The organism is Microcoleus sp. N3A4 (assembly GCF_036701805.1).
In the GTDB taxonomy this organism is placed as follows: domain Bacteria; phylum Cyanobacteriota; class Cyanobacteriia; order Cyanobacteriales; family Microcoleaceae; genus Microcoleus.
The window spans coordinates 23,795-37,157 of record NZ_JAUBRJ010000030.1 but is presented as its reverse complement, the minus strand read 5'-3'; the positions used below and the strand labels follow the sequence as shown (position 1 = coordinate 37,157).

General features: G+C 46.2%; 11 protein-coding genes. 3 read left to right on the top strand and 8 right to left on the bottom strand.

All coding sequences use genetic code 11. From position 1 onward, the window contains the following. Window positions 1-62: 62 nt before the first annotated feature. From QUA56_RS18290 to QUA56_RS18270, 5 genes are all read right to left on the bottom strand, one after another. A complete protein-coding gene (locus tag QUA56_RS18290; protein WP_333360099.1) occupies window positions 63-1,715 on the bottom strand; it encodes a ribulose bisphosphate carboxylase small subunit in 1,653 nt (550 codons plus the stop codon). A gap of 205 nt (window positions 1,716-1,920) precedes the next feature. Then, window positions 1,921-2,226, bottom strand: coding sequence for a EutN/CcmL family microcompartment protein (locus QUA56_RS18285; protein WP_293133525.1), 306 nt, complete (start codon window positions 2,224-2,226; stop codon window positions 1,921-1,923). 286 nt (window positions 2,227-2,512) lie between these two features. Continuing rightward, on the bottom strand, window positions 2,513-2,854 hold the full coding sequence (locus QUA56_RS18280; RefSeq protein WP_006635058.1) for a carbon dioxide-concentrating mechanism protein CcmK: 342 nt from the start codon (window positions 2,852-2,854) through the stop codon (window positions 2,513-2,515). Between the two features lie 96 nt (window positions 2,855-2,950). Further along, window positions 2,951-3,262: a carbon dioxide-concentrating mechanism protein CcmK gene (locus QUA56_RS18275; protein WP_006635059.1), complete on the bottom strand. Its 312-nt coding sequence runs from the start codon at window positions 3,260-3,262 to the stop codon at window positions 2,951-2,953. 196 nt (window positions 3,263-3,458) lie between these two features. Then, window positions 3,459-3,671, bottom strand: a complete 213-nt coding sequence (locus tag QUA56_RS18270) for a hypothetical protein (RefSeq protein WP_333360094.1) — start codon at window positions 3,669-3,671, stop codon at window positions 3,459-3,461. 217 nt (window positions 3,672-3,888) lie between these two features. On the opposite strand from QUA56_RS18270, the gene QUA56_RS18265 reads away from it, so the two are divergent. Then, a complete protein-coding gene (locus tag QUA56_RS18265; protein ID WP_333360092.1) occupies window positions 3,889-5,763 on the top strand; it encodes an NAD(P)H-quinone oxidoreductase subunit F in 1,875 nt (624 codons plus the stop codon). 144 nt (window positions 5,764-5,907) lie between these two features. Here QUA56_RS18265 and QUA56_RS18260 read toward each other — a convergent pair whose 3' ends face one another. Next, window positions 5,908-6,531: a Uma2 family endonuclease gene (locus tag QUA56_RS18260; RefSeq protein ID WP_333360090.1), complete on the bottom strand. Its 624-nt coding sequence runs from the start codon at window positions 6,529-6,531 to the stop codon at window positions 5,908-5,910. A gap of 127 nt (window positions 6,532-6,658) precedes the next feature. Here QUA56_RS18260 and QUA56_RS18255 point away from each other — a divergent pair, with 127 nt between their 5' ends. Continuing rightward, window positions 6,659-8,170, top strand: coding sequence for an NADH-quinone oxidoreductase subunit M (locus QUA56_RS18255; protein ID WP_333360088.1), 1,512 nt, complete (start codon window positions 6,659-6,661; stop codon window positions 8,168-8,170). Between the two features lie 283 nt (window positions 8,171-8,453). Then, window positions 8,454-9,620 carry a CO2 hydration protein gene (locus QUA56_RS18250; protein ID WP_333360086.1) on the top strand — a complete coding sequence of 389 codons (1,167 nt, stop codon included), beginning with the start codon at window positions 8,454-8,456 and terminating at the stop codon, window positions 9,618-9,620. Window positions 9,621-9,755: 135 nt separating this feature from the next. Here the strand turns inward: QUA56_RS18250 and QUA56_RS18245 are convergent, their stop codons facing one another. Beyond that, complete coding sequence (locus QUA56_RS18245; RefSeq protein WP_333360084.1) at window positions 9,756-10,478, bottom strand: PHP domain-containing protein; 723 nt, start codon at window positions 10,476-10,478, stop codon at window positions 9,756-9,758. 190 nt (window positions 10,479-10,668) lie between these two features. After that, window positions 10,669-13,209: a protein kinase domain-containing protein gene (locus tag QUA56_RS18240; RefSeq protein WP_333360081.1), complete on the bottom strand. Its 2,541-nt coding sequence runs from the start codon at window positions 13,207-13,209 to the stop codon at window positions 10,669-10,671. Between the last annotated feature and the right edge of the window lie 154 nt (window positions 13,210-13,363).

Sequence of the window (13,363 nt, the reverse complement as noted above, 5' to 3'; positions counted from 1 at the left end):
GGTTTCTCCCGTGGGCCCAGCGCGAGGACTTAACGGGAGAAACAACCTAAATACCTTGCAAATTAAGGTCGCTGGATAATTTCTTCGAGCACCCGGCGCTTGGCCTTGGAGTCGATACCCAGCAAGCGGACGTACTCGCCGCTGTGTTCTTTGAGACAGCTTTCGAGGGCGGAAATCACTTCGGATTCGCGGTTGGAGGAGATCGGCGCGCAACTGCTCCAAGAACCGGTGCGGAAACGGCGCGCGTCGGCGTGTTCCGTACCAATTTTGTAGCCTTGGGAAAGCAGGTTGCGGATTTGGTCGATCGTCTTGCCGGTCAAACTTCCGCTGCTCGCCGAACCAGTCGAAGCTGCTTTGTATCCCGATGTTCCAGCCGGCTTAGATGTTGCTGCCGGCTTAGCCGATTGAGCAACCGGGCCGTCGGGACGCTGAATAATTTCTTCAACTATGCGCCGCTTAGCTTTCGGGTCAATCCCGATCAAGCGCACGTACTCGCCCGGGTACTGGTTCATCACATCTTCCAAAGCGGCGATCGCCTCAGATTCATTTCTCACTTGCAGCGAAGCCCCGCTTTGCCAAGAACTGGTGCGGAAGCGGCGCGCGTCGGCGTGTTCTGTCCCCACCTTGTAGCCTTGAGCTAGCAAGCCGCGAACCTGAGCCACTGTTTCGGCACTCAATTTGCCGCTTGACACGGAACCGCTATTGTGGTGGCGAGCTTGTGCAACTTTACCGTTAGACTTGTGAGTTTGCGCGCCGTTAGAACCGTTAGAGCCGTTGTCTCCCGGTCTTTGGACGATTTCTTCTAGTACGCGGCGCTTGGCTTTAGTGTCAATTCCGATCAAGCGGACGTATTCTCCTTCGTGCTCAGCCATGCAAGCTGACAAAGCCGCGATTACTTCAGAGTCGCGCTTTGAGGAAATCGGGCCGCAAGTGCGCCAAGAACCGGTCCGGAAGTGTCGCACGTCGGCGTGTTCGGCTCCCACGCTGTATCCTTGAGCTAGTAAATTGCGGATGCTATCGGCTAGAGAAGAACTCAATTGGGTGCCGGCATTGGTAGAATATTTGGTTTGAGTCATATTTGGGTTTTTAGTTTGTTCGTTGCGAATTGGTGCTAGACAGGCGATGTTCTCAGCGCAGCGATAACCCGTTCTCAGAGCGTCATTGATGCCGATGACATGGGTCGCAAATTGAACGTCAGAATCTAGAACGTCAGGCAAGCGATCGGCCTGCTTCTGATTAGTGATGATGGCTCCCGAAGGTACGTACTTACCGGGGGGAATCTCCACATCTTTAATTAGTACGTGCATCATGACAATGCAGCCGTTGCCCACTCTGGCATTGAACACCGTAGAGCGAAAGCCGATAAAGCAGTCGTCGCCCACGTAGGCAGGGCCGTGAATTAAACTCATGTGGGTGAGGGAAGTATTTTTCCCCACCCACACAGAATAGGATTTGTCGTCGTCTCCTGTGACTCGGCCTTGTTCTAGGCCGTGAATCACTACTCCGTCTTGAATGTTGCTTCCTTGTCCGATATAAAAAGGAGTGCCTTCATCGGCGCGGATAGATGTCCCGGGAGCAATCATCACATTAGAACCGATATGCACATCCCCAATAATGTTAGAAAAGGAATGTACGAAGGCGGTATCGTGAATTTTGGGCTCAGCCAAGTTTTTCGACCAAGGCGTCGGGGGAGCCGCAACGTTGCGGACTGCCATAAATTAAGTTCTCCTAAGCTGAAAATTTTTTTGTTAGTTGTTAGTTGTTAGTTGTTCACTGTTAGTTGTTCACTGTTAGCTGTTCACTGTTAGCTGTCAACTGTTCACTGTTAGCTGTTCACTGTTTACTGCCAACTATCAACTGCCAACTATCAACTGCCAACTGTCAACTGCCAACTGCCAACTGCCAACTGCCAACTGTCAACTAGCGGTACGGGTCGTCTTTTTTACTGTAAATGAGGCGGTTTTCTACATTGACAGTATCTATAATGCCTACTACCAGAGCGTCGATCGGACGGTTTTCGCTCCCGGGCGCGATCCGGGCTGCGCTGCCTCGGGTTACTAAAACCCATTCATCTATACCAGCGCCCACACAGTCAGCGGCTACCTCATAGCCGGGAACTGGTGAACCTTCTTCATTGATGAATTGCAGCAGTAGAAATTTCGATCCTCTCAGCGTCGGCTCTTTTTGGGTACTGACAACTGTGCCGAGAACTTTGGCCATTTGCATTTTAGGTAATAGGTAATAGGTAATTGGTGATTGTCATTTTTAAACTGTCACTTGTCTTTTTTAATTAGCTTTACTCAGTCCGCTGTCCGCCGTTTAGAGTTCTTCGTCTAGTAACTAATGACTCATGAATGATGACTAATAACCAATATCCCATGCCCACCTCAATTAAAAATTAAAAATGCTAAATCAAAAACAGCGCGCTTTTTAATTTTTAATTTTTAATTTTTAATTACCAAACGCCCCTAACAGCCGTGAAGCGAAGCTATCCCGTAGGGAATCGCCACTCTTACGATCTGTTGAGAGGGCGAATGCCGCTTACGCCTTCGCGGAACTGTTCTACAGCTTCGGTGTAGCGAATCGGCAGCACGTACTCCAAGTTTTCGTGAGGGCGGGCGATAATGTGGGTGGACATCACTTGTCCGCCGTTAACGCGCTTCACCGACTCTACTCCGGCGGCGACGGAAGCTTGCACTTCCGAGACATCTCCTCTTACAATGACTGTAACGCGAGCGCTACCGATTTTTTCGTAGCCTACCAAGGTGACGCGGGCTGCTTTGACCATCGCGTCAGCAGCTTCTACCACTGCGGGGAAGCCTAGGGTTTCGATCATGCCAACTGCAATTGCCATTGGTTTTACTCCTGATTGAATATTTGGGGAACTAAACAGTTAATTTTTGAAGATCGCACTACTTTTCGTTTTACGAAATTTTTGTGCGCTAAGAACTTAGTAGCCTCGGAACTGTTCTACTGCTTCTGTATACCGAATCGGCAGAACGTATTCTAGGTTTTCGTGGGGGCGAGCGATGATGTGGGTAGAGACGACTTCTCCGCCGTTCACCCGCTTTACTGATTCCACTCCTGCTGCGACTGAGGCTTGGACTTCCGACACGTTGCCGCGCACAATTACTGTGACGCGGGCGCTGCCGATTTTTTCATAGCCCACGAGGGTAACGCGGGCTGCTTTGACCATAGCATCGGCAGCTTCCACAACAGCGGGAAAACCTTTTGTCTCAATCATTCCCACGGCAATTGACATTTTTGAATCTCCTTTGAGGATTAGCGAAATTACCGTTACAAATCTTTGAGAAATCTAAAAATTTGGACGGGGAGGCCCACATTATTTAGTAATGCAGTGTAAAGCTTCCTATCCTTTAAGAATAGGGGAAGCTGTCCACCTTGACAATATAAACTAACATCATAATGTTTAATAACAAAAATTAAATTTTTTTATGTTACTTTGAAAAATTTAATATTTCTTTAATAATCTTAATATTGAGAGGAGTAGATGTCGGCGGCGATCGGGGAGTAAAGTAAGTAAAAATACTTGAAAAGTAGAGTTCGGTAGGTACAAGGAAGCGCTTCTCAGTGTCGGGAAACTTGGGGATTTCCCAAGGGGGATCGCGAGGAAACGGGCAAAACAGGCAGTCTTGGCGCTCGGCAGGCATTTTTTTCTTTGAGCGCCGAACTTGAGAAGCCTGTAATTTTGTATTGAGAAAATTTTCACTTTTGATGCTTTAATGTATAGTTAATCTTGTTGAGTGCAAATTATTTTGCCAGAACTATACGATCGGGTTTAGTCAAAGTTTTAGGGTATCGGGCGATCGCCCGCGACTGTTTTTGTATAAAGGCAGCCGGTAATTTGAAGTTTAAGGGATAGATTAAATGACTCAATTTCTCCTCCAAGCCTGTTGGTGGGTACCTTTATATAGCTTAATAGGCGCAATTTTAACTTTGCCGTGGTCTACCGGCACCATTCGCAGAACAGGCCCGAGACCGGCGGCTTACTTTAATTTGCTAATGACTGTGTTGGCTTTCCTACACGGGTCAGTTATTTTTACAGCGAGTTGGGATCGACCGCCCCAACAGTTGCTCGTGCACTGGGTGCAAGCAGCAGGTTTAGATTTATCTTTTGCAATACAAATCTCCACGGTCAGCGTCGGAGCAATGGAGTTAGTTTCAGTTATAAGTTTACTAGCACAAATTTATGCTCTCGGCTACATGGAAAAAGACTGGGCGCTAGCTCGATTTTTTGGGCTGATGGGTTTTTTTGAAGCGGCAATTAGCGGCATTGCGATTAGCGACTCGCTGCTTCTAACTTACGCTTTGTTGGAAATGCTGACGCTTTCAACTTACTTGCTAGTAGGATTTTGGTACGCTCAACCGCTCGTAGTAACAGCCGCTAGAGATGCCTTTTTAACAAAGCGTGTAGGAGACGTGCCGCTGTTGATGGGAGTAGTGACGCTTTCAACTTTAGCGGGAAGTTTGAATTTTTCCGATTTGGAAAAATGGGCGGAAACTGCAACTTTGTCTCCTGTAGTGGCGACTCTTTTAGGTTTGGCTTTAATCGCCGCACCTACGGCCAAGTGCGCTCAATTTCCCTTCCATTTGTGGCTCGACGAGGCGATGGAAGGGCCCAACCCGGCTTCCATTATGCGGAATACGGTAGTTGTGGGCGCAGGGGCTTATGTTTTGATTAAACTTCAGCCTGTTTTAGCGCTGTCGCCCGTGACTGATGCGGTGCTGGTGGTTTTGGGTGCGGTGACGGCTGTTGGCGCTTCCTTGGTGGCGATCGCCCAAATCGACATCAAAAGAGCACTATCGCATTCTACCAGCGCTTCTTTGGGTTTAGTGTTTATCGCAGTGGGGCTCAATCAAGTTGACATTGCTTTGCTGTTGCTGTTCGCGCACTCGATCGCCAAGGGCTTATTATTCATGAGCGTAGGGTCAATTATTACCACAACTAACACTCAAGATTTAACAGAAATGGGTGGGTTGTGGTCGAAGATGCCTGCCACGACTACGGCTTATTTAGTAGGCGCTGCGGGGATGGTGGCGCTGTTGCCTCTGGGCAACTTTTGGGCGATGCGGCGCTGGCTCAACGGTTTTTGGACGGTGCCTTTGTGGCTGGTAATTGTGTTGCTTTTGGTTAATGGTTTGACGGCGCTAAATTTAACTCGCATATTCGGTTTAGTGTTTGTCGGAAAACCGCAGCCGAAAACTCGCAGAGCTCCAGAAGTTGGTTGGCCGATGGCTTTGCCAATGGTAATTTTGACGGTGATGGGGCTGTTAGTGCCTTGGATGTTGCAGAAGTGGCAACTGTTAATTAGTTGGAGCGGGCCTTGGGCGGAAACAGGAGATTTTGATGCTTTAAATTTGCTTTTGAAGACGCTGGATACGCCGCTGTTGATGTTATCTGGGTTGATTGGCTGTGCGGTTGGGGTGGCGATTTATTGGTACGGGGTGTTACCTCGACCGGTACGGCTACCTGTTCCGGTTTTGCAGGATTTGTTTGCTTACGATTTTTATATCGATCGAATTTACCGCTTGACTGTCGTTTGGGCTGTGGCTTCTATTTCTAAAATCAGCGCTTGGACAGACAGGTATTTGGTGGACGGGGCGGTTAATTTGTTCGGTTTGGCGACAATTTTCAGCGGCGAAGGGTTGAAGTACAGCGGCACCGGTCAGTCGCAGTTTTATGTGTTGACTATTGCGGGGGGGGTTGCTGTGTTGCTGGCGTTGATTATTTGGCAGTTTTAAACTGTAGAGGTTGGCAGATGAATTTTTCGGGGTTTGTCTGCTTTTTGTCTGATGTTATTTAATTTTCAACCGCAGATGAGGGCGGATGAACGCAGATGAACGCAGGTGATTTTCTTCTGGGTTTGTCTGCTTTTTTATCGATTTTTACTCAAACTCGATCGGCCACAATTCGGCAACGGGAACTTCCCAACCGGGCAAAAGATCGGGAATTGCAATCGTGTCGCCGTCTCTCAATACAACTGGTTCGGATGTCGGAGTGTAAATTGTTACTGTGCGCTTGTCCGGGTCGATTAATATTCCGACTTTGGCTCCGAGTTCGATGAATGATAGAATTTTTTCTTGCAGGGGTTTGAGGCGATCGGACTGAGATTTGATTTCTACAACTAAGTCGGGAACGAGTTCGGCAAAATACCTTTTACTTTGTTTGAGGCGATCGGCTACCACAAACGAAACGTCCGGTGCTCTCAGATCGGAATTGGGGAGGATAAACCCGCCGCTAGATTCAAATACTCGTCCGAGTTTGCGAGGTTTGACCCAGTTCCCCAAAAGTCTGCCAAACTCAAGTCCAATTTCGCTCGATACAATGTCTGATGGGCCCATAACGATAATCTTCCCGTCTACCAGTTCTAATTGGTAGTCTAGATGTGCTTCCGAGAGTATAACTTGCACCCGTTCTAAGTCGGCAACTGTTAAGTGGGTGGAAGGATAGTCGGATTGAATTTGCAAATCTTCCCGGTCTGTGAGACTTTCTGTAAGACTTGAGGTCATGGGACGGTTCCAAATACATCTGAAGCTATGTTAACAAAAAAAATTAGCCGATCGCTTTTATATTTAGTTGCTTTGCGTTAATGTTAAATATAGTTTAAAAATCTGTAGTAAAGGAAAGTTTTAATTGATGCTCAGTGCTTTAATCTGGATACCAATGTTGGCTGCCGCCGTGATTGGGTTGTGGCCCGGTTCAGTGAGTTCTAAGATAGTTCGGAATGCCGCGCTCGCTATTGCGGGCATAACTTTTATTCTCTCGGTGATTTTGGCAACTCAGTTTGATGCTAGTACCGGTCATTTACAGTTTTCGGAATTTGTTCTTTGGATAGATGCTTTGGGATTGAATTACAATCTCGGCGTTGACGGTTTGTCTCTGCCTTTGGTAATTTTAAATACTCTGCTGACAGGGGTAGCTATTTATGCTACGGATGAGTCTATCCGCAGACCTAGATTTTATTATTCTTTGATGCTGTTAATTACCGGCGGCGTAACGGGGGCTTTTTTATCTCAAAACTTGCTGCTATTTTTCCTGTTTTTTGAGATAGAATTGATTCCGCTTTACCTGTTAATTGCGATTTGGGGAGGCGAGCGCCGGGGTTATGCTGCTACTAAGTTTTTAATCTATACTGCTTTTTCGGGCATTGTACTGCTGGCTGCTTTCTTGGGAACTGTTTGGCTGAGTGGTGCTTCTAGTTTCGATTTGGTTGGTGGAGCGGGCGCATTGCATTTGCAAGGAGGATTGCCTTTACCTTTGGTAAGGCAAATTATTTTACTGGCTGGGGTGTTGCTGGCTTTTGGGATTAAGATGCCTTTGGTGCCTTTTCATACTTGGCTGCCGGATGCTCACGTAGAAGCTTCGACGCCGGTTTCGGTGCTGCTGGCGGGGGTGCTTTTGAAGCTGGGAACTTACGGGATGCTGCGCTTTGGTTTGGGTTTGTTTCCCGATGCGTGGGCGGTGGCGGCGCCTTGGTTGGCGAGTTGGGCTGTGGTAAGCGTGCTTTACGGGGCGAGTTGCGCGATCGCCCAAAAAGATATGAAAAAAATTGTAGCTTACAGTTCGATCGCTCACATGGGCTACATTTTGTTAGCTAGCGCTGCAGCTACTCCGATTAGTATGTTGGGAACCGTTTTGCAAATGGTTAGCCACGGTTTAATTTCGGGGCTGCTATTTTTGAGTGTCGGCGTTGTTTACAAAAAATCCGGCACCCGCAACATCGATGTACTCAAAGGTTTGTTCAATCCCGATCGCGGTTTGCCGATGATTGGCAGCTTAATGATCCTCGGCGTGATGGCGAGTGCAGGCATTCCGGGTTTGGCTGGATTTATTGCTGAATTTTTCATATTTCGGGGCAGTTTGCCAGTGTTTCCCGTGCAAACTTTGCTCTGCATGATCGGCACTGGTTTAACTTCAGTTTACTTTTTAATTATGGTCAACCGCGCCTTTTTCGGCCGCCTTTCGGATTTGGTGGTAAATTTGCCGCAAGTCCGCTGGGACGATCGCATTCCTTCGCTGGTTTTAGCAATAATTATTGCAATCATGGGAGTACAGCCGGGAGTTTTAGTTGCTTTGAGCGAAAAAACTGCGATCGCAATGGCAGCTCCTGGGCCCGCGCCAGTTAAAGTTTCTCAAAACTTAGACTGATAGGATGTCCGGTCGATCGACCGCAATCCAATTCGTTTGTAGTGAGGAATGCAAGTTTTCATAAAATTCTGATGACTGTTGTACTCACTACAAACAAACGCACTCTGCAGAAACCGTAAAAAACCCGCTTTATGCGATCGAGAGTGCGTCGAGGAGGATAAGTATTTTTACATCAAAATAAAATAAATATTTATGTTTTTAGGTAGCAACTGTTGCAAAAAATGATATAATTGCACTGTTATAAAGAGTAAAAAAATAGTTATTAAATTCAGGCTGAATCCAGATGACAAGTACCGTATTAAAACCGTCTGTCCATCCCCTAGCCGCATACATTGACCTCTTGGAGTCAGGCAAAGCTTTACTTCCTGAATCTGCGGAAAATGTAGTAGAAGTTGTCGGGGTTCTCAAAAGTTACGGTGTGGTTCTCGATGCTTACTCCCGCAATCTCAACTACATCGCAGAAGAACAGTTTTTAGTGCTTTTTCCATTTTTCAAATATTTCAACGGAGAGGTGACGCTGCCGAAGTTAATCCGCTATTGGTGGCACGATCGCATTAATTTTGAGTATGCGGAGTATTGCATGAGAACAATGCTTTGGCACGGCGGCGGCGGTTTGGACAGTTATTTGGATTCGCCGGAATTTAGCAGTTTGACAGAAAGGGCGATCGCGGCTAAATTGAAAGGCAATTTTTTCATGCAGGGACTCCACAAAGCATTTCCCGATTTTTTGCCCGAACAAGTGCGGATGCTGGCTTACTACACCGGTCTCGGTCAGTTTTGGCGGGTAATGAGCGATTTATTCATGGACTTATCTGATTCCTACGATCGAGGGGAAACTAAGTCTATTTCTGATGTAGTTGATTTTGTCAAAGCCGGTTTAGTCGCCGCGGCCAGCCTACCGATTACCTACAGCGTCAAGATTGGCCCTCAAGTCTACGATATACTGCCAGCGACGGCTAATTTGACATTTTTACCAGATGTAGCGGTGCCTTATGTAGAGGCTGTTTTCTTTCGGGGCACGGCGTTTTTTGGCACAGTTTCATACAACGCGCAAGCTCATCAAATCCCGGAAGAACAAAGAGAATTTGCCTACGGGGCTTTGTTTGCTGACCCTTTACCGATCGGAGGTGCAGGGATTCCGCCAACTCAATTAATGCAAGATATGCGGCATTATTTGCCGGAGTATTTGCACGAAGTTTATCGCACTAGCTGTCGGGGTGAAGACGATGTGCGGGTGCAAATTTGCCAGAGTTTTCAGAAGTCGATGTTTTGCGTGACGACGGCGACTATTTTGGGTTTAGCACCTCATCCCATGAATACATCAGATCCAGAGGAAAAAAAGGCTAATCGGGCTTATTTGGAAGGTTGGATGGATCGGTTTGGGAATTCTCGCTTGGATTGGGCAAATCAGCCAACTAACAGGGCCTGTCAGTTGTTCCCAGAACGGTAGAATGGCGACTGGTTTCAACCTGCTAGATTTGATATAGCAGAAGGAAGAAGTAATTAGTTAGTTGTTAGTTGTTAGTTGTTATTTGTTATTTGCTAGTTATCATAATCAATAACTAATAACTAATAACCCTACTATCTAAATTCGGATTAACAGACTGAGACCGTGAGAATCGGTTCCGCAAGTTCCAAGCAAACGGTGAGTTTCTGCTAAATCTTTGACTAAAGCAGTTTGTTTGGGGCTTGGTTTCCAAGGATTGGGATTATTGTAAGCATAGTATGTTTCTACGCCGTCAATGCCAAGACGAGCGGCTTCTGGGATGAGTTTATCTGCGGTCGATCGATACCGGCAAGGATGTGCGAGAACTGCTAAACCTCCTGCTTCCTGAATAGCTTTAATTACTTTTGCGGCTGGATAATTATCGCTACCTACCGTACCTTTATCACCTCGCAAGTAAGGTTTGAGACTGGGATGTTGCGGATCGAAGGCGTAAGCGAGAATGTGTACGTCGTTGTTGAGCAATTCGGCATTAATTTCAGCGCCCGTCCATAGAGTTGGTGCTGCGATGTTGTTCTTGGGATGGTTTAATTTCCAATTATCCAACCAAATTTGAGCTTGGTCGTAGCCTTTGGTGCTGTGGTGGTCGGTGATAGCTAAGCCTTTGAGACCGATCGCGATCGCTTGTTCCATCACTTTTTCTGACTGCGATCGCCCGTCAGAGTTAATTGTGTGCAGGTGGAAGTTATAGGAACCCGGACAGCTATCGACATCAATTGTCTGGAAGACTTGTTTGAGTGCTGAGCTATTTTGGGCTTCTGGTTTGAGACTAGAATCGTGGCAGGGAGCGATATTGACAGCCATAAGGGTTTCTATAAAAAAAACTAGCCTTGTTTAATATATCGAATAAATTGATATGTTGCACCGATCGCGATAGTTACAATAGCGATTTACCGTGGTGCGGGGGCGGGTTTATGAGATTATTGATTTTAGGCAATTACGATCGGTAAAACCTGCCTCTACAGGTTTGTTGAGAATGCCACAAGATATTAATTCAATCGCACTTTAAACCTGCGGCTGCGGCTGTGGGAAATTCGATCGGCACAAATGTAAAGCCATATAGTTCTTTAGAACATCGAACGATATGCGCCAATCCTTTAGGAGGGTTTTTCCGATTGCCGGTTTTCGGGTAAAACTCAATTATACCTGTAGCTCCCTCGGCTTTAAAATTTGGATCGGCTAAGGTTTGTTGCATTCCCTCGCGGCTTGGTTCCGGCTGCATTTCTAGGGCTTTAATCAGCGTCCGACTCGCGTCGTAGGTTAAAGCCGATCGAGTATTCACCGGGCCTCCCCACAATTTTTGAGCATTTTCAGGAAATGTTTTGTCAAAACTTGTTAAGGGATGCCAAAACACAGATATAGCAAGTTTTTCGATAGATTTTAGCTGGGATGCAGCTTCTAAAGTTCTCGGTTCGTACACCGTCCAGGGCGCGACAATCCAATTGCGATCGCCGTTAGCTTTAATCATTTCGATCGCATTTTCTAAGGCATTAGTGACTTGAGCGTCAGGAATTAGAACTAAGGCTGTTTTTCCGTTGTTATTAATTTTATTGATTTCTTTGATTGCTTTTTCAGCGGTGAAATCTTTGCTAGACAAGTCGTAAAACCCGTTTATCCTGACTGGTGAAATTCCTTTGGTTTTCGATAGCTTTTGAAATTCTTCCCATAAAGAAGCAGTGAATGGACTATTAGGATTGTAAAAGCCGATGACTTTTTCTTGACCTACTTTGAATAATTGAGTGACTAAAGATTCAGCTTCTATGCTGGTGGTGGGAGCAGTCCGAAAGAAAAAGTTTCGAGGTTTCCTGGTCAGTTCTTCCGTGGTACTTCCTGGCGAAATCGCAACTAATTTATTGACATTATAAATATCTACTGTTTCCACAGTCATATCACTGGTGTAGTGTCCGATGACTGCTAAAATATCCGATTCAGCAACTAAAGAATTGGCTCTTTTAACTGCCTCTGACTTGATATTTCCATCATCGGCAATGATTACTCTCAGACCTTTGCCATTAATACCTTTTGGTTCGATAAATTCTTGACCGGGAAAATCTTTATTGTTATCATTTACAGCGATCAGGCCTAAATTAACTTCGGTTTGAGCTTGAGCAACGCCGCGCAGTAGTTCTTCGGCTAAGTTGGCATTGATGATACTACCGTCCTGATTTCTACGGATGGGAACAACGATCGCGATCGTGTAATACTCTGCTTTTGTTGCCATCAGCAGCGCATTATTCATGTAGATTACAGTTTCTGGATCTTTACGATCTTCTCGCCACGACTGTTTGAACAATTTCAAAGCTTCTGGATAATTTCCAGCGGCAAACTCTTTAATTGCTCTTTGTTTTGACCACAATGGCGAGGCTTGAATGATGAGTTCTTCTCCCGCGCTGACTCGCTCAACACGATCTAATGAACTTTGTTGTCGAAGTAAAAGGTGGATAAAATAGGCGATCGCCAATGCAGCGCCCAGTCCCGCAACTGGGAACAACAACCAGCGAAAGTTCCATCGAGCTAATCTACCTGGTGGCTGTGGCAATGCGATCGGCTGTGGCAATGCGATCGGCTGTGGCAATTCGATCGGCTGTGGCAATGCGATCGGCTGTGGCAATGCGATCGGCTGTGGCAATTGAAGAGAATCCAAGGCTTGCAACACCTCAGTAGCAGATTGGTAGCGCTGCTGAAAGTGGTAACGCACCATTTGATTTAAAATATTTTTGAGACCATCGCTAACTTGTAACATCGGTCGATCGGATGTTGAATAATCCCAGATAACTTCGCCAGTATCGGAGTCATGTGGTAGATTTCTAGGATGTCGGCCGGTGAGAGCTTGAATAGCGACAATTCCTACTGTATAAATATCATTGTAGGGTTGCGGAGTTAATCGCGGCCTATATTGTTCGGCAGGCATATAACCGGTTGTGCCGATCGCCTGCGATGTGAATATTTCACCTCTACTGTTAGAGGTGAAAGTGCTGATTTCTTTGACAGCTCCAAAATCAATCAGTACAATTGTACCATCGTTTGTGCGCCGAATTAAGTTAGAAGGTGTAATATCCCGGTGAATAACATCTGCTTGGTGAACAAAAATTAAAATTTCTAGAATTTCTTGTAAAAAGGTGATTACACCTGCTTCCGTCCATTGCTGGCCCTGACAGAGTTCTTGAGTGAGGGGTACTCCTTCAATGAATTCTTGAACTAAGTAAAATTTGCCATTTTCATCATCGAAATGATCGAACAATTGTGGAATGCGCGAGTCATTGCCCAGAGTCTGCAAAGCCCTAGTTTCTCTTTGAAATCGCCTCGTTGCTTGTGCCAATACATCGGGCTTTTCGGGTTCGCGACAAAGAATTTCTTTAATTACGCACGGAGGACGATCGGGATTTTGTAAATCTTGAGCCGTGTAGGTTCTAGCAAATCCTCCCTGTCCTAATCTATCAATGATTTGGTAGCGTCCAGCTAGTATATCTCCGGGATTGAGACACATAAATTTTATAGTACCTGTTGGGGCGCGATCGTTGGTGCTGATTATCATACCAAATCCGGGTTCGCTACGCTATTTATGAGACTCGGCGGTTGAAACTCATATGTTGCATCATTCTCAAGAACGGGCAAGATGCCCGTTCCACAAGAAAATTGAATTTTTGTGGAACGGGCATCTTGCCCGTTTCTACTCTAAAAACAAATTC